Origin of the sequence: Actinomadura fulvescens, assembly GCF_039533225.1 — a bacterium.
GTDB lineage: Bacteria > Actinomycetota > Actinomycetes > Streptosporangiales > Streptosporangiaceae > Spirillospora > Spirillospora fulvescens.
In genome coordinates this window covers 420,597-439,449 of the sequence record NZ_BAAATD010000003.1, presented here as the reverse complement: position 1 = coordinate 439,449, position 18,853 = coordinate 420,597, and the positions used below count along the sequence as shown (strand labels likewise).

The 18,853-nt window shown below is 72.4% G+C and carries 21 protein-coding genes; 10 read left to right on the top strand and 11 right to left on the bottom strand.

The window, feature by feature from the left end:
* Window positions 1-57 precede the first annotated feature (57 nt).
* Window positions 58-873: an alpha/beta fold hydrolase gene (locus ABD333_RS14110; protein ID WP_344541111.1), complete on the top strand. Its 816-nt coding sequence runs from the start codon at window positions 58-60 to the stop codon at window positions 871-873.
* 15 nt (window positions 874-888) lie between these two features.
* On the opposite strand, the gene ABD333_RS14105 is transcribed toward ABD333_RS14110, so the two are convergent.
* Both ABD333_RS14105 and ABD333_RS14100 read right to left on the bottom strand, forming a co-directional pair.
* Window positions 889-2,013, bottom strand: a complete 1,125-nt coding sequence (locus ABD333_RS14105; protein WP_344541110.1) for an AAA family ATPase — start codon at window positions 2,011-2,013, stop codon at window positions 889-891.
* Window positions 2,000-2,770 carry an RNA ligase family protein gene (locus ABD333_RS14100; RefSeq protein WP_344541109.1) on the bottom strand — a complete coding sequence of 257 codons (771 nt, stop codon included), beginning with the start codon at window positions 2,768-2,770 and terminating at the stop codon, window positions 2,000-2,002. Before ABD333_RS14100 ends, ABD333_RS14105 begins: the two co-directional genes overlap by 14 nt.
* 120 nt (window positions 2,771-2,890) lie before the next feature.
* Between ABD333_RS14100 and ABD333_RS14095 the strand changes: the two genes are divergently transcribed.
* Window positions 2,891-3,514 (top strand): TetR/AcrR family transcriptional regulator, encoded by a 624-nt coding sequence (locus ABD333_RS14095; protein ID WP_344541108.1) that lies wholly within the window; start codon window positions 2,891-2,893, stop codon window positions 3,512-3,514.
* Here ABD333_RS14095 and ABD333_RS14090 read toward each other — a convergent pair.
* Window positions 3,492-3,989: a GNAT family N-acetyltransferase gene (locus tag ABD333_RS14090; RefSeq protein ID WP_344541107.1), complete on the bottom strand. Its 498-nt coding sequence runs from the start codon at window positions 3,987-3,989 to the stop codon at window positions 3,492-3,494. The genes ABD333_RS14095 and ABD333_RS14090 overlap by 23 nt on opposite strands.
* Before the next feature lie 78 nt (window positions 3,990-4,067).
* Here ABD333_RS14090 and ABD333_RS14085 point away from each other — a divergent pair, with 78 nt between their 5' ends.
* Window positions 4,068-4,997 carry a hypothetical protein gene (locus ABD333_RS14085; RefSeq protein WP_344541105.1) on the top strand — a complete coding sequence of 310 codons (930 nt, stop codon included), beginning with the start codon at window positions 4,068-4,070 and terminating at the stop codon, window positions 4,995-4,997.
* Here the strand turns inward: ABD333_RS14085 and ABD333_RS14080 are convergent.
* Genes ABD333_RS14080 through ABD333_RS14070 form a run of 3 tightly spaced genes read right to left on the bottom strand, consistent with a single transcriptional unit; the run spans window position 4,978 to window position 8,242 of the window.
* A complete protein-coding gene (locus tag ABD333_RS14080) occupies window positions 4,978-5,763 on the bottom strand; it encodes an ABC transporter permease (protein ID WP_344541103.1) in 786 nt (261 codons plus the stop codon). The genes ABD333_RS14085 and ABD333_RS14080 overlap by 20 nt on opposite strands.
* Window positions 5,760-7,328 carry an ABC transporter permease subunit gene (locus tag ABD333_RS14075; protein WP_344541101.1) on the bottom strand — a complete coding sequence of 523 codons (1,569 nt, stop codon included), beginning with the start codon at window positions 7,326-7,328 and terminating at the stop codon, window positions 5,760-5,762. Before ABD333_RS14075 ends, ABD333_RS14080 begins: the two co-directional genes overlap by 4 nt.
* Window positions 7,325-8,242 (bottom strand): ABC transporter ATP-binding protein, encoded by a 918-nt coding sequence (locus ABD333_RS14070; protein ID WP_344541100.1) that lies wholly within the window; start codon window positions 8,240-8,242, stop codon window positions 7,325-7,327. The genes ABD333_RS14075 and ABD333_RS14070 overlap by 4 nt, the downstream gene beginning before the upstream one ends.
* A 166-nt stretch (window positions 8,243-8,408) precedes the next feature.
* On the opposite strand from ABD333_RS14070, the gene ABD333_RS14065 reads away from it, so the two are divergent.
* Entirely contained in the window at window positions 8,409-9,455 is a 1,047-nt protein-coding gene (locus tag ABD333_RS14065; RefSeq protein ID WP_344541099.1) for a sensor histidine kinase, read from the top strand.
* Complete coding sequence (locus tag ABD333_RS14060) at window positions 9,452-10,126, top strand: response regulator (protein WP_344541098.1); 675 nt, start codon at window positions 9,452-9,454, stop codon at window positions 10,124-10,126. The genes ABD333_RS14065 and ABD333_RS14060 overlap by 4 nt, the downstream gene beginning before the upstream one ends.
* Window positions 10,127-10,151: 25 nt before the next feature.
* Here the strand turns inward: ABD333_RS14060 and ABD333_RS14055 are convergent, their stop codons facing one another.
* The 4 genes from ABD333_RS14055 to ABD333_RS14040 all read right to left on the bottom strand — a co-directional run bounded on the left by ABD333_RS14055 (window position 10,152) and on the right by ABD333_RS14040 (window position 13,643).
* Window positions 10,152-11,411: an RNA polymerase sigma factor gene (locus ABD333_RS14055; protein ID WP_344541097.1), complete on the bottom strand. Its 1,260-nt coding sequence runs from the start codon at window positions 11,409-11,411 to the stop codon at window positions 10,152-10,154.
* Window positions 11,408-11,803, bottom strand: a complete 396-nt coding sequence (locus tag ABD333_RS14050) for a YciI family protein (RefSeq protein WP_344541096.1) — start codon at window positions 11,801-11,803, stop codon at window positions 11,408-11,410. Before ABD333_RS14050 ends, ABD333_RS14055 begins: the two co-directional genes overlap by 4 nt.
* Window positions 11,800-12,171, bottom strand: coding sequence for a VOC family protein (locus ABD333_RS14045; protein WP_344541095.1), 372 nt, complete (start codon window positions 12,169-12,171; stop codon window positions 11,800-11,802). Before ABD333_RS14045 ends, ABD333_RS14050 begins: the two co-directional genes overlap by 4 nt.
* Before the next feature lie 101 nt (window positions 12,172-12,272).
* Complete coding sequence (locus ABD333_RS14040) at window positions 12,273-13,643, bottom strand: coiled-coil domain-containing protein (RefSeq protein WP_344541094.1); 1,371 nt, start codon at window positions 13,641-13,643, stop codon at window positions 12,273-12,275.
* Window positions 13,644-13,749: 106 nt separating this feature from the next.
* Between ABD333_RS14040 and ABD333_RS14035 the strand changes: the two genes are divergently transcribed.
* Window positions 13,750-14,064 carry a RidA family protein gene (locus ABD333_RS14035; RefSeq protein ID WP_344541092.1) on the top strand — a complete coding sequence of 105 codons (315 nt, stop codon included), beginning with the start codon at window positions 13,750-13,752 and terminating at the stop codon, window positions 14,062-14,064.
* A 20-nt stretch (window positions 14,065-14,084) separates the two neighbouring features.
* Here the strand turns inward: ABD333_RS14035 and ABD333_RS14030 are convergent, their stop codons facing one another.
* Window positions 14,085-14,897 carry a sugar phosphate isomerase/epimerase family protein gene (locus ABD333_RS14030; protein WP_344541090.1) on the bottom strand — a complete coding sequence of 271 codons (813 nt, stop codon included), beginning with the start codon at window positions 14,895-14,897 and terminating at the stop codon, window positions 14,085-14,087.
* A 59-nt stretch (window positions 14,898-14,956) separates the two neighbouring features.
* Here ABD333_RS14030 and ABD333_RS14025 point away from each other — a divergent pair, with 59 nt between their 5' ends.
* Genes ABD333_RS14025 through ABD333_RS14010 form a run of 4 tightly spaced genes read left to right on the top strand, consistent with a single transcriptional unit; the run spans window position 14,957 to window position 18,433 of the window.
* A complete protein-coding gene (locus ABD333_RS14025) occupies window positions 14,957-15,949 on the top strand; it encodes an NAD(P)-dependent oxidoreductase (RefSeq protein WP_344541088.1) in 993 nt (330 codons plus the stop codon).
* On the top strand, window positions 15,946-16,845 hold the full coding sequence (locus ABD333_RS14020) for a LysR family transcriptional regulator (protein ID WP_344541086.1): 900 nt from the start codon (window positions 15,946-15,948) through the stop codon (window positions 16,843-16,845). Before ABD333_RS14025 ends, ABD333_RS14020 begins: the two co-directional genes overlap by 4 nt.
* On the top strand, window positions 16,842-17,798 hold the full coding sequence (locus ABD333_RS14015) for an inorganic phosphate transporter (RefSeq protein WP_344541084.1): 957 nt from the start codon (window positions 16,842-16,844) through the stop codon (window positions 17,796-17,798). Before ABD333_RS14020 ends, ABD333_RS14015 begins: the two co-directional genes overlap by 4 nt.
* On the top strand, window positions 17,795-18,433 hold the full coding sequence (locus ABD333_RS14010; RefSeq protein ID WP_344541082.1) for a DUF47 domain-containing protein: 639 nt from the start codon (window positions 17,795-17,797) through the stop codon (window positions 18,431-18,433). The genes ABD333_RS14015 and ABD333_RS14010 overlap by 4 nt, the downstream gene beginning before the upstream one ends.
* Window positions 18,434-18,853: the final 420 nt, after the last annotated feature.

Genomic DNA, 18,853 nt, shown 5'->3' with positions numbered 1-18,853 from the left:
TCGTCCTGGTAGAGCCGCACCCAATCCAGCGACGCGGCCTTTGGGAAAGGAACGGCCATGGAAAAAGTGGTCTCATCAGACGGCACGGCCATCGCCTACGACCGGCTGGGCGAAGGCCCACCGGTCATCCTCATCGGTGCGGCGCTCTGCGACCGCGCGGCGACCCGTCCCCTCGCCGAAGCAGTGGCCCGGCACTGCACAGTGTTCAACTACGACCGCCGAGGACGCGGCGACAGCGGCGACGCCCCGCCCTACGCGGTCCAGCGCGAAATCGAAGACCTCGCCGCGCTCATCGACCACGCCGGTGGCAGCGCCTCGGTCTACGGCCACTCCTCCGGAGCGGCCCTGGCTCTGCACGCGGCCGCCGACGGCCTGCCCATCACCAAGCTCATTTTGCACGAGCCGCCCTTCACCCCCCACCGCGACGGCGAGGACCCCCAACAGCGCCAGGCCGCCGAGGACAAGGCCGCCCGCCGGCAGGCCGAGGCCATCAAGGCACTGCTCGCGCAAGGCCGCCGCGCCGAGGCGATCGAACGCTTTCTGGCGCCAACAGGAATGCCGCGGCAGGTCATCGACCAACTGAGTCAGAATCCGGCCACGCAGGCCGCCGCACACACCCTGCCCAACGACCCGTTCGAGGTGCTCACCGCCGCCAGCAGAGGCGGCGCCCAACCAGCAGAACAGGCCGCGACCGTACCGGTCCCCACGCTCTTGCTGTGCGGCGGCGCCAGCTTCGACTGGATGATCGAAACCGGCAGGCAACTCGCCGCCGCCATGCCCCACGGCCGCCACCACGTCATGCCGGACGAGGAACACTTCGCGTCCCCCGATGCCGTCGCCCTGGCCCTGCGGGATTTCCTCGCCGACCAGTAGCCACGCCACCTGTGGTCAGGCCGTCGACAGCCAGTGGACCTGGTGCGCCTCGGTCGGGTCCGGGGTCTCCCAGCGGCCGACCAGCCGGTCGACGACCGCTTCGGGGACGGGCGCCCGGCGGGAACGGTTGCGTTCGCGCAGCACTCCCGGCGGCGCCTCCAGCGCGACCAGCTCGATGCGGCCCCGGTAGTCGGCGGCGAGTCCGGTGCATTGTTCGCGCAGCGTCCGTGACACGTTCGTGGCGTTCCAGACGAACGAGCGGCCCGCCCGCAGATGCCCGCGCGCCAGCTCGTGTGCGGCGGCCGCCACCGGACGCTGGTCGCCGGACGGGTTCACGCCCATCTCGCCGCGCAGCCGGTCCAGGCTCACGACCGGCAGGTCCGGGCGGTTCGCCGCGATCCAGTGGTCCTTGCCGGCTCCCGGGAGCCCCGACAGGACCGTCACCGTCAGGCGAGTGTCGTCATAGGCGTCGTAGTCGGGGTCCCGGCCGGGCTTGCGGAAGTACCAGAAGCGGGCGTGGTCGGACGGGAACCGCCGTGGCCCGTCCAGGCAGTTCTGCTCGGCGCAGTACTCCTCGTACAGCGCGATGTTGTCCAGCACCTCGGCGGAGTCGCCGCAGATCCGGCCGAGGATGTCGGCGGTGGCCAGCAGCACCAGGTCGTCGTTGCGGGCCAGCAGGCTCACCCGGAACACGATCTGCCGCAGGTCGGGGCGTTCCAGCGCCCAGAACGGCACCTGATGGTGGCGCACCAGCGCCGCCACGTGCTCGCGCCAGGCGACCGGCGCGCCGAGCTCCCACAGGATCCGGCGCACCATCAGATCACCGCGCCGCGAATGGCCGTGCGCGGTGATCCGGCCGTCGCCGTCGGCCTGCGTGCAGTACGGCTTGGCGATGTCGTGCATCAGGACCGCGGTGAAGAGCAGCGCACGTTCACCGGCCGGGCGGGCCCGCCAGGCGGGGAGCGACGCCAGCGCCTCGCACGCCATCCGCGTGTGCACCTCCACGTCGCCCTCGGCGTGGTGGACCGCGTCCTGCGGCACGCCGGCCATATCGCGCACCCAGGCGAACGTCTCCCTGATCTCCTGCCAGGGCACCCGCCAGTGCGGCGGGGAAGGACACAGATCCTCAAACACCCGCATAGAGCACCTCCGGATCGGCCAGGCCGTTGGCGACGATCGGCCGGTCCTGCCAGTGGGTGCCCGACTCCGAGATCGCGGTGAGGAAACTCGGCCGCACCCACTTGAAGCGGTCGACGGTCAGCCCGTCCTCCTCCACCTTGATGTAGAGGCCCTCCATGTCGTCCGACCGGTCGGTGCCTTCGCAGGCCGCGCCGCCCGCCGCCGCGGCCCGCAGCGCGTCCCGCCACCCCGCCGTCCGGCAGGTCGAAGGGCCGGTCAAGGCCGTCAGCGACGCCAGGTCGGGCAGTGGTCCTTCGTGCAGCACCGGCACCGACACCACCGGCGTCCCGGCGAGCAGCTCGCGCCGCCGCGCGGTCGACAGGAACGTGCCGTCATGCCGGTCGAGGACGTCGAACTCGCAGAAGTAGTGGGGGAGGGCGTCGTAGAACATCGTGTGCTTGGCGTACAGCCACTCCCCGTACAGCACGTACCGGTCGCCGAGCCGGGGCCACAGCCGGTGCCGCACCGACGCCGCCCACGCCTTCAGCGGGCCGAACTGGCGCTCGCGCGGCCCGCCGGTCAGGTAGTGGCCGCGGCTCTGGAGCCGCAGCTCGCCTTCCGCCGAGAAGCTGATCCCGGCGTTCGCCCCGTCGAGCTTCTCCTCCACCACCAGGTACCGCCCCGCGATCTCCCGGAAGGGCACGGCGGCGAGATCGTGGTCCCCGGGCTGCAACCGGGAGCCCTCGATGTGCCGGGTCCGGGGATACTTGTGAAGCATGTGATCCGTTGTAACGGACCGCCGCATTTCCGGCCAACCGGATTTCCGCCGCGCGCGGGCACACGAAACCGCCGGATCGCACGATCTCTAACGCAACCCGGGTCGCGTTAGAGTGAGGGCATGTCCGCCGAGGCGTCGGAGCCGGGGACGGTACGCCCAGGCGGGCGCACCGCTCGGACCCGCGCCGCCGTACGTGAGGCCACGCTCGCCGAACTCGCCCGGCACGGCTATCAGGGGCTGACCGTCGAGAACGTCGCGGCCCGTTCGGGCGTGCACAAGACGACCGTCTATCGCCGCTGGGGGAACGCCGAAGGTCTCATCGCCGACGCACTGGATCTGGCCGCCGAAGAACCGTGGCCCGTCCCCGACACCGGTTCGGCCGAGAGCGACCTGCGCGAGCTGGCCCGGCTGGTCCACGGCGGCTTCACCGATCCCGAACTCGGACCGGCCTCGTCCGCGTTCGTCGCCGCCGCCGTCCACGACCGCGCCGCCGCAGCCGCGCTGCACGCGTTCTTCGCCCGGCGCCAGCGCGACGCCGCCGTCATCGTCACGCGCGCGGTCGAACGCGGTGAGCTGCCATCCGGAACCGACGCCGCGGAAGTGGTGCGCACGGCCGTGGCACCGCTCTACTACCGGCTGTTCATCTCCGGTGAACCCGTCGACCGGGACGTCGCGGACCGGGCGGGGTCGGCCGCGTTCGCCGCCGCCCGCGCAGGCGTCTTCAGCCGCCGGGATGACGCATGACCAGGCGCGGCCCGAGCTCGTGCAGGCCCGCCGCGATCTCCTCCTGCCAGTGCGCGCGCAGCTCGGGACCCCACTCCGCCTCGGGCATCTCGGTGAAGCCGGACCGCGCGTACCACGGACCGTTCCATGGCACGTCGCGGAAGGTGATGAGCGTGACCTCGCCGCCCGCGTGACCGCGCGCGTCGCGCAGGACGCGCTCCAGCAGCGGGCGGCCGAGCCCGCGCCCGGTGTGGTCGGCGCGCAGCGCGATCTGCTCCAGATGCCGGTGGCCGTCGACCTCGATGACCGCCGCGAACCCCACCGGCGGGTCGCCCGCCACCAGCAGTTGCAGCGCGCCGGCGCCGACCTCCTCGATGACGGTGGGGCCGGCCGGGAACACGATGCCGAGCGGGGCGAACAGCCTGTCCGCGCTGCGCTCGATCTCGGCCAGCAGAGGAAGGTCGCGGTCCTTGGCGGGACGGACGGCAAAGGCCATGGCGGCGATCGTAGGCGATCACCCTGGGATGCGACACTGGGTTCCGCGGTGCCGCGGCGAGGTCGAGCGAGGTTGCAGGTGGGGCAGACAGAGGCCGCGTCCCTGGCCGCGGCGAGGGTCCGCGAGGTCACGGGCGCGACGGACGACCGGATACGGCTGGCCACCGAGTTCTACGTCGCGGCCGGCCGGGGACACCGCTCCTGCCGCTCCTACGGCCGCGCCGAGCTGGCGTTCCTGCGCTGGGCGATCGCACGGGGCGTGCTCAACCCGCCCACCGCCGCCACGCCCGGCAGCCCGTGGTGGCGCGCGGTCAACGACCGCCTGCTGTGCGACAAGATCGAGGCGGCGCTGCTGCGGGAGACGGGAGCCGGCCGGCCCTCGGCGCACAGCGTCGGGCTGTGGGGCGAGTTCCTGCGCGTCCCGACGCCCGCCGCCTGGTACCGCGCGCACAACTCCAGCATCGTGGCCGGTTACCTGGAGAACGTGGCGCTCGCCGAGGCGGAGCTGGCCGCCGAGCGGTTCATGATGAACGTCGCCCTCCTGCGTGTCCTCTACACCCACGCGCTGGTGGCCCGGCCGCGGCTGGCTCTGGGCTCGTTCGGCACGGTCGGGCGGCTGGCCGGTGACCCCCGGCGCGGCTCGGTCGGCTTCTTCCTCGACCTGCGCCGCGCCTTCCCCGAGCGTTACCCGCTCACCGGCCTCACGGTCGAGGACCTGGTCGCCGCCGAGGGGTCGCTGCCGCGGCTGCTGGACTTCGGCGTCATCGCGCCCCGGCTGACCGGGCTGTACTCGTTCGCGGCGACCTGGCTCGGGGAGCCCCGCGTCCTGGAACTGATCGACGACGGGGTGCCGTGCTACGCCTTCCCCACGGTATGGCGCGACCTGTGGCGCGAGGCGGCGGACGGCGGGCCGCTGACCCGGGCCACGGCGTACGCCACCGGCGCGGGCCGCCCCCGCCCGCGCCCGCACCGCCGGGCCGCGTCCCCGGTCAGGGATCACGACGGATGAACGCGGCGCCCCCGGCCAGCAGGGCACCGGCCGCGTAGGCGGCGAGCACGCCCAGCCCCGCCCACGGGCCGATCGGCAGCCGGTCCAGGTCCCGGGTCGCCTGCACGGCCAGGCCGGCGGTCGGCGCCGCCTTCTCCAGCCGTTCCCGCCACTGCGCGTCGCCGACGACCTGGACGGCCACGGGCGCGACGTAGAACAACGTCAGCACCGCCGTGATCGTCGCGGCCGTGTCGCGCAGCAGCGCCCCGGCGCCCAGGCTCAGCAGGCCGACCAGGACGAGGTACAGGACCGTGCCGGCCGCCGCCCGCAACGTCGGCTCGGCCGCCGGCGACAGCGGCGGATAGCCGTTGGCCGCCGTGAACCCGTTCCCTTCAAGCAGGAACCGGCCGGTGAGCAGCGACCCGGACACGCCCAGGACCGCGGCCGCCAGGACCACGCCCGCGACCACGACGGCCTTGGCCGCCAGCACCACCGCCCGGCGCGGCGTGGCCGCCAGCGTCGTCTGGATCATCCTGGTGCCGTGCTCGTTGGTGATCACGAGCGCGGCGAGGACGACGACGGCGGCCTGCCCGAGCCAGGTCCCCGAGAGCGTCAGCTTGGTGGTGTCCTCATGGCAGCCCTGGGCCGTCACGCAGTCGGCGGCGTCCACCGACGCGGTGAACGCGACGCTCAGCGCCACCGTCACCGCGACCACGCCAAGGAACGACCAGGCGCTGCCCGGCAACGTGCGCAGCTTGGTCCATTCGGCGTGCAGCGTGCGGATCACGCGTCCCTCCGGCGCAGCAGCCAGTACGCGACGCCGAGGGCGGCCGCGGTGTAGGCGGCCAGCACGCCGATGCCCGCCCACGGCTCGGAGTAGTAGCAGCCGTCCTCGGGGAGGCACACGTTCTCCACCTGGGGGTAGGTCGTGCCGGTCTGCTGGATCGACATGCCCGCGGCCGGGGTGAGGCGCATCATCCACGTCGCGGCCGACACCGGAAGCGCGGACGCGATGACGACCGGCAGCACCAGCAGCGAGACGACACCGGCGATCGCGCCCGCGCTGCGCCGCAGGATCGCGCCGACGCCGAGGCCCAGCACCGCGACCATGGCCAGGAAGAGCGCGGTGCCCGCCACGGCGCGCATGACCGGCGGGTCGGCGAGCGACGGCTCGGGATAGGTGGGCGGCGCGAAGCCGCCCGAGCGCAACACCGGCTGGGAGACGTAGAACAGCACGACGGCGGCGGCCAGCCCGGCGGCGAACGTCACCGCGGCGATCACGATCGCCTTCGCGGCCAGGACCCGGCCGCGGCGCGGGCCGGCCGCGAAACTGGTCCGGATCATGCCGCGCTTGTACTCGGCGGTGATGAACAGCACGCCCAGCGCGACCGCCGCGATCATGCCGATGATGACGCCGGTGAACGCGAGCCGGACCGGGTCGTCATCGGCCGACCGGGGAGCGATGTCGCCGAGCCCGCGCAGCGTGAAGGTGCCCGCGTTCTCGCTGCCCTGGAACTCGTCGCCGCCCTTGGCGGACGGGCCGACCGCGGTGTGGGTCCACGGCACCGCCTGCTGCCCGGGCTGCCCGGGCTGCGGGGGTTGCGCGGGCTGGGCAGGCTGCGGGGGTTGCTGCTGGTTTTGCACGCTCACGCTGTCGAACGTCGCGGAGACGACGGAGGTCGTCTGCCCAGCGGCCGTCTTGCCGAATTCCCGCTGGACCTTGATGATCCCCGGCGACGTCGTGAACAGCCCGACCTCGGCGCGTTGCGGCAGCTTGGGCAGTTTGACCGTGCCGACCTCGCGCCACGTTCTGCCGTCGGCCGACTCGTAACCGGTGACGGACGTGCCGGAACGGACCAGGCGCAGCCAGCCCGGGATGGCCCGGGACTCACCGGCCACGTCCTTGGTGAAGTCGGACTGCAGCCGGACGCCGTGGCCCGGCGTGACCATCACCGCCGCATACGTCGAGCCGGGCCTGGTGCCCGCCTTGATGATCACACCGGCCTTCGCCCACCCGGCGGTCGTTCCGCCGTCGACGCTCTTCAGCGACGTCACGCGGGCGGTGACGGTGCCGTCGCCCCGCAGCGGCCGATGCGTGAACTGGAACACGTCCTGGACGCGGGTCCCGTCGGGCCCGATCGTGAGCTCCTCCGGGTGGGAGTTGGCGTCGGTCCCGCTGCCCGAGGCGATGAACAGGCCCATCCCGACCGTGAGCGCCGCCATCGCCAGCATCCCCAGCGTCCATCTGCGCACCGACCGGAACTTCGTCCACTCGGCGTGCACCAGCCGGGTGAAGCCGTCCCGTGCCCCGGAGACGGAACTCTGGAACCGCGTCGTCGTCGTGGTCGTCATTTCGCCCCGCCTCGGAAGTCGACGGTGTCGCGGGTCAGCTCCATGTAGGCCTCCTCCAAGGAGGCACGGTGCTCGGCGATGCCGGAGAAGCTCACGCCGCCCTCGGTCAGCAGCGCCACGATGCGCTCGGCGGGCAGCCCCGACACCGTCAGCACGTCGGGGCCGTTCGCCGCCACGGTCGCGCCGGCGGCGGCGAGCACGGTCATCGCCTCCTGCCGCCGGCCGGTGCGGAGCATCACCCGCCCGCTGGAGGCGGCCGTGAGCAGCTCACGCACGCTGGTGTCGGCGATGACCCGGCCGCGGCCGATCACCACGAGATGGTCGGCGCTGTCCTCCAGCTCGCTCATCAGATGGCTGGAGACCAGCACCGCGCGGCCCTCGGCCGCCAGGGAACGCAGCAGCCCGCGGATCCACGTGATGCCCTCGGGATCCAGGCCGTTGACGGGTTCGTCGAACATCAGCACCGGGGGGTCGCCGATCAGCGCCGCCGCGATGCCCAGCCGCTGCCGCATGCCGAGCGAGAAGCCGCCCGCCGCGCGTCCGGCCGCCGGCCCCAGCCCGACCAGGTCGATCACCTCGTTCACCCGCCGCACGGGCAGGCCGTTGGAGTGCGCCATCCACAGCAGGTGGTCGCGTGCCCGCCGGCCGGGATGCACCGCCGACGCGTCGAGCAGCGCGCCGACCTGGCACAGGGGGGAGCGCAGCGTCCGGTAGGGACGGCCGCCGACGAGCGCGCTGCCCTCGTCCGGCCGGTCCAGCCCGAGGATCATCCGCATCGTGGACGACTTGCCCGCGCCGTTGGGCCCGACGAACCCGGTGACCTGCCCCGGCTCGACGGTGAAGGACAGGCCGTCGACGGCCACGGTTGGCCCGTAGCGCTTGCGCAGCCCGCGGACTTCGATGGTTGCGTTCATGACCAGGAGGCTAGGAAGCGCGGGCCCGCGCCGTCGTCACGCGCGGGGGTCATCTTCGTTCGCGCGGGCCGGGGGACGGGCCGCCGCCGCGTCCCCCGCACGGGGGACGGGCGGACCGCGGACCAGGGGGACGCCACGACCCGTCCCGGTCAGTGAGAATGACGCTGTGAACCTGCCCGAGGCGGCGCGCGGCCGCGCCCCCGTCATCGCCGGCGCCGCGCTCGGCCTGACCGCGCTCGCCGAAACCGTGGCCCGCACCGGCGTGAACGCGAACCTGCCGGTCGGCGTGCTGCTCGCGCTGTGCGCGACCGTGCCGGTCACGTTCGCCCGCCGGCAGATCCTCGCGGTGGCCGCCGCGGTCACCGCCGCGACGCTGCTGTCCGTGCCGTTCTACCGGTCGCCGCTGGCCACCGGCGTCGCCGCGCTCGCCGCCGCCTGGTACCTGGTGGTCCGCCGCAGGGTGGCGCGGGTACGCGCCGCGGCGGTCGAACGGGACGCCTCCAGACGCGCCATCGAGAGCACGCTGCTGGAGTTCACCGCGCGCGGCGAACGGGCCCGGATCGCCCGCGAACTCCACGACGTCGTGGCCCACCACATCTCGATGATCTCCGTGCAGGCCGAGACCGCGCGGCTCGCCGTGCCCGGCATGCCCCCCGAGGGCGCCAAGCACCTGCTCGCCATCGGCGACACCGCCCGGACGGCGCTCACCGAGATGCGCCGGCTGCTCGGCGTGCTGCGCGAGGACGCCGGCGCCGAGACCACCCGCCGGCCGCAGCCGACCTTGCAGCAGCTGCTGGAGCTGATCGACGAGACACGCGAGTCCGGCGGCGTCGCGGCCCGCCTCATCCTGCGCGGCCGTGCCACGCCGCTGGACCCGGGAGTCGAGCTGACCGCGTACCGCATCGTGCAGGAGGCGCTCACCAATGCCCGCAGGCATGCCCCCGGCGCGGCCGTCGACGTCGAGGTCCACTACGACGACGACGTGCTGCGGCTGCGCGTCCGCGACAACGGCCCAGGCCTCGCACCGGTCCCGGGACAGGATCTGAGGCCGGGCGGCGGCCGGAACGGCGTGGGGCCCGCGGACGGGCACGGGCTGCTGGGGATGCGTGAACGCGCCGCGACGGTCGGCGGCGAGCTGCGCACCGGACCGGCGCCCGGCCACGGATTCCTCGTCGAGGCCACGCTCCCGGTCACGGCGGGAGACGGCAGGTGAGCGCGCGCGTGCGGATCGTGGTGGCCGACGACCAGGAGGTGGTCCGGGCCGGATTCGGCGCCCTGCTGGAGACCCAGCCCGACCTGACCGTGGTCGGCACCGCCGCCGACGGCGCCGCGGCGATCCTGGCCTGCCGCGAGCAGCACCCGGACGTCGTGCTGATGGACGTGCGGATGCCCGCCATGGACGGCATCGAGGCCACCCGGCGGATCACCGCCGCGGCCGGCGATGGCGGCTCGCCCCGGATCGTCATGCTGACCACCTTCGACCTCGACGAACACGTCTACGACGCGCTCGTCGCGGGCGCCAGCGGTTTCCTGCTCAAGGACGTGACGGCCGAACGGCTCTTCGACGCCGTCCGCGTCGCGGCGGCCGGGGAGGCGCTGCTGGCACCGAGCGTCACCCGCCGGCTCATCGGCGAGTTCGCCCGGCTGCGCCCGCGCCCGATCGCGCCGTCGCTCGGCGCGCTCACGCCCCGCGAGACCGACGTCCTGCGCCTGGTCGCCGAGGGACTGTCCAACGCCGAGATCGCCGCGCGGCTGACGGTCGGCGAGGAGACCGTCAAGACGCACGTCAGCCGCGTACTGCGCAAACTGGGCCTGCGCGACCGCGTCCAGGCGGTCGTGACCGCCTACGAGTCGGGCCTGGTCGTGCCCCGGACAGGAAGCTGACGCGGGCCGGTCCTGGAGAGCGGGGCTACGGTGACGGCGGCGCGGCGGAGAGCCGGGCCTCGCGGCCTCGCAGATAACGCTGCTCGGGGAGGCTGGTGGTCAGGCGTGCGGCCGCCCGGTAGCACGAACGTGCGGTCTCCCGGTCACCGGCCATCTCCAGCAGGTGCGCCCGTACGGCGTGGAGGCGGTGATGGCCCGACAGCCGGTCGTCGGAGCGCAGCGGTTCGAGGAGCGCGAGACCGGCGTGCGGTCCGTCCACCATCGCGACCGCCACGGCATGGTTGAGGGTGACGACCGGGTTGGGGTCCATCCGTTCGAGCAGCCGGTAGAGCGCGACGATCTGGGGCCAGTCGGTGTCGGAGGCGTGCGCGGCCTCCGCGTGCACGGCGGCGATCGCGGCCTGGAGCTGGTAGGGCCCGAGCCGGGCGCGGGAGAGCGTACGGCTGATCAGTTCGATGCCCTCGTCCACCGACTCCCGGTGCCACCTGCCGCGGTCCTGCTCGGCGAGCGGGACCAGGGCGCCGTCTCCGGTGGTACGGGCGGGGCGGCGCGCGTCGACGAGGAGCATGAGGGCGAGCAGCCCGGCGACCTCGCCGTCGCCCGGCAGCAGCCCGCGCAGGACACGGGCGAGCCGGATCGCCTCCCCGGTGAGGTCGCTGCGGTGCAGGTCGGGCCCCGAGCTCGCGGTGTACCCCTCGTTGAAGACCAGGTAGAGCACGCGCAGGACCGAGCGCAGCCGGTCCGGCCGCTCGTGCTCGGGCGGCGGCCGGAAGCGGGCGCCGGACGCCTTGATGCGCTGTTTGGCCCGGCTGATGCGCTGCGCCATCGTCGCCTCGGGAACCAGGAACGCGCGGGCGATCTCCGCCGTGGTCAGGCCGCCGACCGCGCGGAGCGTGAGCGCGATCTGCGAGGGCGGGGTGAGGCCGGGATGGCAGCAGAGCAGCAGCAGGGTCAGGGTGTCGTCGGCGCCGCGCGACAGCTCGATGTCGGGCGCGGGCGCGAGAAGCTCGTCGGGCGACGTCCGCGCGACGACCTTCTCCTCCCGCTGCCTGCCGGCCCGTTCGCTGCGGAGCTGGTCGGTCAGCCGGCGCGACGCCACCGTGATCAGCCAGGCGTCCGGGCGGTCCGGCACGCCGCGTTCGGGCCACTGCGTCGCGGCGGCGAGCAGCGCCTCCTGGACCGCGTCCTCGGCGGTCTCGAAATGCCCGTGGTGGCGCACGAGCGCGGCGAGGACCCGCGGCGCCAGGCGGCGCAGCAGGTCCTCGACCGTGGTGGCGCCGTTCACATCTCCTGGCCGGACTGATCCATGATCGGGCGTATCTCCACCGGCCCGAAGCGCGCGTCGGGGAACTTCGCCGCGATCTCGGCCGCCCGCTCGGGGCCGTCGCAGTCGATGACGAAGTAGCCGGCCAGCTGCTCCTTGGCCTCGCCGAACGGCCCGTCCGTGGTCACCGGGACGCCCTCGCGCACCCGCACCGTCATGGTGGTGACGGGATCGGCCAGCGCGGTGCCGCTCACCAGCTCCCCGGACTCGGTGATCTCCTTGTGGAGGTCGTCGGCCTGCCGGATCAGCCGATCGCGTTCCTCCTGCGGCAGGGCCTGGAACCCGGGATCGCCCAGGAAGATCGGATGCTCCCAGTTCTCCGAGTTGCTGTAGATCAGCAGCAGGTACTTCATTCGCCCTCCTTCACCGGCGGCCCCGCGACGCCGATCACGTGTCCCTCGGGGTCGGTGAAGTGCCCGACCGCGAAGTCCCGTCCCACCGGGCCCATCAGCCGCCTCCCGCCGAGCCTCTCCGCCTCCTGGAGCGCCGCCTCGACGTCCGGGACACCCACATAGAACAGCACACGGCTCTCATAGCCCGGCCCGCCGCCGATGCCTCCGTTGATGCCGCTCTCCACGAACCCGTAGGCACCCGGCTCGGAGACCTCCTCGTTCACCGCGTCGCCGACCTTGAACTCCCACCCGAACAGCGCGCCGTAGTACTCACGGAGCCGGCCCGGGTCGCTTCCGATGATCTCGAAGTGCACCACTGGATCTGACATGCCCGTCCTCCTGGTCGCGCCCCGGACGAGGCGCCTCACCCAGAGGTCGGACCTGACGGCCCCACTCTCTACATCCCGTCACAAAAATCGTCACCCCAGAATCAGTCCGGCGGCGTCACCACGCCTTTGACCTGCAGCTCCGCCGCCACCGCACGTTCCCGCTGTGCGGACGCCTCCTCCCGCGCCGAGTCACGCTCGCGGGCGAGCTCCCCGTTGCGGACCTGCTCGGCACGCAGCTCGAGCCGGGCCTCAGCGACCTCACCCCGAAGCCGCTCGACCAGAGCACGCATCTCAGCGCTCTCCTCCCGCACCGTCTCCACCCGTTCAAGAGCCTGCCGCCACGCCCGCTCAGCCGCCACCCTGCCCGCGTCCCGCTCAGCGGCCTTCTCCTCAACCTCCCGCACCCGCGACTCGGCCCGCTCACGAGCCCGCTCGGCGTCTCGCATCTGCATCTCAGCCTTTTGACGGGCCTGCTCGGCCGCCACCCTGGCCGCGTCCCGTTCAGCGGCCTTCTCCTCAACCTCCCGCATCCGCGCCTCCGCCCGTTCACGAGCCTGCTCGGCCTCCCGCATCTGCCTCTCGGCCTGTTGACGGGCCTGCTCCGCCGCCACCCTGGCCGCGTCGCGTTCAGCGGCCTTCTCCTCAACCTCCCGCACCCGCGTCTCGGCCTGTTGGTGGGCTTGCTCAGCCTTTCGCAGGCGGGACTCGGCTCGCCCACGTGATTCCTCGACGGCCTGCGTCCGAGCCTCGGCGGCAGCCCGTTCGCGCTCGGCGGTGGCGGCTGCCTCGCGCGCCTGCTCGGCCTCCTTGACCGCGATCGCCTCGGTCCGCCGTGCCTCCCGGGCCTCCGCACGCGCGCTCTCCACCTGCGCCGCGGCCTCCTCGGCGGTCCTGGCGGCCTCCACCCGGGCCTCGCGAACGAGGCGGTCGGCCTCCGTCCGCACCGCCGCGATCGCGCGTTCCGCCTCATCTCTGGTGGTCGCCATCGCTGCCTCGGCCTCGGCACGTGCCTGCTCGGCGTCGTCGCGGTGCTTTTCGGCCTCTTGAGCCCGTTGCCGTACCGCCCGTGCCTGCTCCCGGGCCTTCTCGGCGTCCTTCTCAGCTCGAACGGCCCGTTCGGTGGCCTCTTCCCGTTCCGCCAGGGCCGCCGCGACCTGTGCCTGTGCCTCGGCCCGCACCGCGGTGATCTGGGCCTCGACACCACGCGGAGACAGTTCGGCGTCCAGTGCCTGGGCCAGGGGAGCGAGGGCGGCGGTCAAGCCCTGCTCCATTCGTTCATACAGATCCTCGGCCCGTGCCAGCGCACCCTCCAGTCCCGGTGTGGCCCGCCTCAGTTCGCGTTCCCGCTTGGCTCGCGCCTGGCAGTCGCCCTGCAGGCAGTATTCCCGAGGCCGTCCTCGTCCTGCGCGCTGCGCGACAGCACGCCCGCAGAACCGGCAAGGCCGCTCGCCGACCGTCTCAACATCGCTCACCCGACACACGCTAGCTTTTCTGAATTTCTATTTCCAGAAAATAACAACTTCCAGAAAACGTGGCGCTCTAACTTACGACAATGTTCGTTTGCAGAAGCTGGTCTGAGTGAGTGCGATCAGCTCCGGCACGAACATCGGCCGTGACCTCACGGTCGAGCAGGGGATCGCATCAGCGCGCCTGGTCGCGATCAATCTGCTGGCCATGGCACGTGCCGAGTTGGGCAGTCTCGACCACGTGGCCCGCGTCGTACGACTTGCGGGCTACGTCAACAGCGTGCCTGGATTCGCCGAGGCGCCCGCCGTCTTGAACGGCGCCTCCACCCTCCTGATCGATGTCTTCGGAGAGGAACTCGGTACGCACGCGCGGATCGCGCTCTACCAGCCTGACCTGCCGCGCGAGCCCCGCTTGCCGCGGAACTGATGCGGAACCCAGGCTCCGCTTCAGGACAGGAGCCGCTCGCGTGCCCGCAGCAGCGTGGCGTACGGGTCGCTCCCACCTCGGATTTCGAGGACATGGCGGCCTTGGTAGCCGGCCGCATGGAAGGCGTCGAAGGTGGCGGGCCAGTCGACGAGCCCGTCACCGGGGACCAGGTGGGGATCGCGGCCGACGCCGTCGGAGTCGTGGATGTGGGTGTTGATGAGCAGCTCACCCGCACCGGCTATCTCGGCGATGAGCCCGTCCCCGGTGTAGCCGTTGAACACCGCGTGCCCAATGTCGAGGCAGATGCCCGCCGGGCAGGTCAGCCGCCCGAGCGCGGTGCGAAGCTCGCGGACCGATTGCAGTGTGGGCCCGCGCAGGGTGTGCATGTTCTCCAGGGCCAGCTGGATGCCCCTCGCCTGGGCGTGTTCGCCGATCGCCTGCACGGAGTCGACGAGGCGGTCGAGCACCCGGTCACCCTGGTCGGCTCCGTCGGTGAAGAGGACCGGATGCGCGACGGCCAGGCTCGCGCCGAGGGTTTGGGCGAGGTCGAGCGTCTCGGTGCACAGACGTTGCCATTCCTGCGCACGGTCGTCGGCGGATCCGCCGGGGAGGATGGCGTCGAAGGGCAGATGTACGGACCGGACCGCCAGTGAGCGGGCGTCGAGCCAGGTGACCAGGCTGTCGACGGCAGGCTTCACGCGCGGGTCCAGATGGAATCCCTCTGCCCACACCTCGACCTCGGCGAAGCCGGCCCGTTCCAGGGTTCCCAGGGCTGTCAGGAGGTCCAGCTCCCGGCAGGTCCAGGTCGATCCCACCAGCAGTCGGTGATCCATGGAAGCTCCTTGATAGGCTAATGTAATTGAATCATGGCTTCCTTCAGGAAGGCTAATCGATGCTGAGCCATCCGAACTGGCCGGTGGTCGTCACCCACTGGGTTCATGCCGAGGTGCTCCGAGCGCTGGAGCGCTCCTGCCGGCCCCTAGCACCCGCCGAGCGGGATGTCGTACCGCGTGGGGAGGTGCTCGCGAAGCTCAAGGACGCCGTCGGCGTGCTGGTCTGCATGGCCGACCATGTCGATGAGGAGTTCATCGAGGCAGGCCCGGAGCTGCGCGTCGTCAGCGCCACCCTGAAGGGTTACGACAACATCGACGTGGCCGCGTGCACGCGCCGCGGGATCTGGGTCACCAACCTCCCCGACCAGCTCACCCGGCCCGCAGCCGAGCTGGCGATGGCGCTGATCTTGGGCCTGCTGCGCAGAGTCGGCGAAGGAGACCGGCACGTCCGCACGGGCACGTACCAGGGCTGGCGTCCGCAGCTCTACGGGTCCTCGCTGGAGGGCGCCACGGTCGGCATCATCGGCATGGGTGAAGTGGGCCGAACGCTGGTGGCGATGCTGGGTCCCTTCGCCGCGCAGGTCGTCTATACGGACGCCAGGCCCGTGCAACCGCCGCCAGGAGCCCGGCAAGTGGATCTGGCGGAGCTGCTGGCGAGCAGCGATCTCGTCGTCCCTCTGGTGCCGCTGTCCCCGCAGACGCACCATCTGCTGGACTCCGCGGCGCTCGCGTCGATGCGCCCAGGCAGCCACCTGGTGAACGTCTGCCGTGGGTCGGTCGTGGACGAATGCGCGGTCGTCGACTCCTTGGAGGCCGGGCACCTCGCGGGCTACGCAGCCGATGTGTTCGCGATGGAGGACTGGGCACAGCCGGGCCGCCGGACGCGGATCCCGGAGCGGCTGCTGAGGCACCCTCGGACCCTGTTCACCCCCCATCTCGGCACGGCCGTGGATTCCGTACGGCGCGGCATGTCGCTGGCTGCCGCCCGCCAGGTAGAGGCCGTACTGTCCGGCCGAAGCCCCGACTACGCGCTCAATGAGGTGCCCAGGTGAACCTCGATCACATAGCGTCCTACCTCGCGGTCATCGGCACCGGCAGCTTCCACGCGGCCGCGCGGGAGCGGGGCCTGTCGCAGGCGAGCGTGTCCCAGCACATCCGGATGTTGGAGGAAGCACAGCAGACGGCGCTGGTCGTACGAGACCGGGCCGGCTGCCGCCCGGTGCCGGGCACCGAGCAGTTCGCCTACTACGCGGAACTGCTCGTGGATCTGGCCGAGCGCACCGGGCGGGTGCTGTCGCGGCCCCGACTGGTGATCGGAGCCGCGTCCAACATCGGCACGTACCTGATCCAGCCGGTGTTCAAGCGCTTCGTCGAGGAGTACGCCGGCCACCTGGACGCAGACCTGGTCATCGGCGCGAACGGGACGATCGCCGAGCGCCTGGAGGCCGGCGGGATCGACGTCGCGCTCATGGAATGGTGGGAGGACCGGCCCGGCTTCGAGGCGACGGCCTGGACCGACGAGGAACTCGTGGTGATCGTCGGGCCCGGGCACGCCTGGCGGGACCGGCGGACGGTCGCCCCGGCCGACCTGGCCGGGCAGCCGATCCTCGGCGGCGAGCCGCAGACCGGCACCGGCACGCTGCTCAGGCAGCGGCTCGGCGCGGCCGCCGACAAGCTGCGCGTCACCATGAATCTCGGCAGCACCGAAGCGGTCAAGCAGGCGGTGCGCAACGACCTGGGGATCTCCCTGGTGCTCGCCGGGGCCGTCCAGGACGAACTGCGCACCGGTAGCCTGCATGCCCTGCGGATCGAGCAGGCCCGGCTGCGCAAGCCGCTGTGGGCGATCATCCGCCGGGATCTCCCTTCCTCCAGCCCCGCGCGGCAGTTCATCGACATGCTCGCCGCATCGCCCACCCCGGGCGTCCCGGCCAAAGCGGAGCAGGCGTGACCGTCACGTTCGCGATCGTCGCAGTGCTCTTCATCCTCATCAGCGGCGCGAGCGAAGGCGGTGCGCTCCTGGCGACGACCCTCAAGTTCTCCCGCCCCCGCCCCTCGTCCGGGCTGCTCCTGTTGAGCGGTGCGGTCGTGGCCGTGCCGTTGCTCCTCGGCGCCCACGTCGCCACCACGTTCGCCAGCCGTCTGGTGACCTTCGACGGCCCGCACGGCCGTACCGCCATGGCGGTCGCCGTCCTCGCCGCGTTCGTCGTCGCCGGCTGCATCACCTGGACCGGCCGTCCGACGAGTCTCACGCTGGCGATCGTGGGCGGCCTCACCGGTGCCGGGCTCGGTTTCGGCCTGCCGGTCTCTCCCGGCGTACTCGCGTCCGTGCTCGCGATCAGTATGGTCGCACCCCTGGTCGGAGCGGCCGTGGCGGTGACCGTCGCGCACGGCCTGGCCCGGGCCACCGGCCCCAACGCCCTGCTGCACGTGCACAGGTTCGGCTTCGGGCTGCAGTGCGTGGCCTACGCGGCGAACGACGGCCAGAAGATGCTCGCTGTGTTCGCCGTCATGTCCAGTCCGGTGGCCGCCGGCGCCGCGGTGCCCGCACCGCTCCCGACGCTCGTCCTGATCGCCGGGTTGTGGCTGCTGGGCACCGTGTCCGCCATGGCACGGGTCGGCCGTACGCTGGGCGGCCGGCTGGTCGCCGTACGGCCGGTCCACGCTGTGTCTGCGGAGATCGCCGCCGCGGGGACGGTGCTCGGATGCGCGATGGCCGGGACGCCGGTAAGCCTCACCCAGGCCCTCGCCGGGGGCCTGGCCGGCGCCGCCGCCCGGCACGGCCGTGCCCGCGTGCGCTGGAACATCGCCGGGCAGATCGTCCTCGCCTGGCTGGTGACGCTCCCGGCGAGCCTGCTCTCGGCAGCGGCGGCGGCGCTTCTGGCCCAGCGTGCACTGGCATGAGGTATCTGCGCCGGCTCAGCGGCATCGTCCGCGGACGCATGGACACCGCACTGGCCGACGCGCTCGGCGGCCAGCTGCGCGCCACTCTCGACGGCGCCCGGCTCGCGCTGGCGATGATCCACGGCACCACCGACCCCGCGGCGGCCCACGACCGGATCCGCGAGATCGAACATCGCGGTGACGCCTGCCGGGCCCGGCTCATCGGCGAGCTGGGCGACGCGGTGATCACACCACTCGACCGCGAGGACCTGTTCCGGCTCTCCCGGTCCATCGACGACGTGCTCGACACGCTCCGCGACTTCATCCGCGAGTCACATCTGTACCGAGTCAGCGACCAGTCACGCTTCGGGCCGATTCTCACCCAAGTCCTCACCAGCGTGGAAAGCCTGCAGGAGACCGCCGGCCACCTGGCCGACCGGCCCACCCGGGCCACCAGGAGCGCCATGCCGGTCCGCAAGGCCGCCGGCACGATCCGCCGTCTCTGCCAGTACGAGAACGCACAGGTCCTCACCGGTGCCCTCACCATCGAATCGATGAAGCGGCAGGCGCTGATCCGACGCCTGGAGATGGTCGGCCGCCACATCGGCGAGGCCGCCGACGCCATCGCCGACGGAGCCATGAAGCGATGGCACTGACATCGATCACCCCAAGGCGGGGAAGGCGGCCACCTCCGTGGTCCCACGGGGCGAACACCCCTGCCGATCGAAGGGCGTAGCTCCCCCAGCGCCCTGGGCCGTTCACGTTGTCACGCAGAGCTACCTTTCATCTGGTCGCACGGACCCGAGCGGAGGGCCTTCGAGATCCTCGCTTTCTTGCCCGCCCCTATGCGGTCCCCGTTGGAGCAGGTGGTGGAAGGTGTTCCGGTCTCCGCCATCGGCAAGGTTCTGCCGCCGCGACCCGGCCGCACGCCGCACACGCTACAACTTGATCCTTGAGGGGAGATTGGGCGTGCCAACCTCCGGACCATGCGAGGGATCCGTTGCGCGCCCTGTAGCCGTCCCGCGATCTCGGATCGCACGCTCGACCTGGTGACCCCGCCGCGAGCGTGACGCCGT

Coding starts and splice junctions, on each gene's coding strand:
- ABD333_RS14100 (WP_344541109.1), bottom strand. CDS start 2,770: ATGCTTCACAAGTATCCCCGGACCCGGCACATCGAGGGCTCCCGGTTG.
- ABD333_RS14075 (WP_344541101.1), bottom strand. CDS start 7,328: ATGACGACCACGACGACGACGCGGTTCCAGAGTTCCGTCTCCGGGGCA.
- ABD333_RS14030 (WP_344541090.1), bottom strand. CDS start 14,897: ATGGATCACCGACTGCTGGTGGGATCGACCTGGACCTGCCGGGAGCTG.
- ABD333_RS14010 (WP_344541082.1), top strand. CDS start 17,795: ATGAGGTATCTGCGCCGGCTCAGCGGCATCGTCCGCGGACGCATGGAC.
- ABD333_RS14095 (WP_344541108.1), top strand. CDS start 2,891: ATGTCCGCCGAGGCGTCGGAGCCGGGGACGGTACGCCCAGGCGGGCGC.
- ABD333_RS14070 (WP_344541100.1), bottom strand. CDS start 8,242: ATGAACGCAACCATCGAAGTCCGCGGGCTGCGCAAGCGCTACGGGCCA.
- ABD333_RS14105 (WP_344541110.1), bottom strand. CDS start 2,013: ATGCGGGTGTTTGAGGATCTGTGTCCTTCCCCGCCGCACTGGCGGGTG.
- ABD333_RS14025 (WP_344541088.1), top strand. CDS start 14,957: ATGCTGAGCCATCCGAACTGGCCGGTGGTCGTCACCCACTGGGTTCAT.
- ABD333_RS14050 (WP_344541096.1), bottom strand. CDS start 11,803: ATGAAGTACCTGCTGCTGATCTACAGCAACTCGGAGAACTGGGAGCAT.
- ABD333_RS14045 (WP_344541095.1), bottom strand. CDS start 12,171: ATGTCAGATCCAGTGGTGCACTTCGAGATCATCGGAAGCGACCCGGGC.
- ABD333_RS14110 (WP_344541111.1), top strand. CDS start 58: ATGGAAAAAGTGGTCTCATCAGACGGCACGGCCATCGCCTACGACCGG.
- ABD333_RS14090 (WP_344541107.1), bottom strand. CDS start 3,989: ATGGCCTTTGCCGTCCGTCCCGCCAAGGACCGCGACCTTCCTCTGCTG.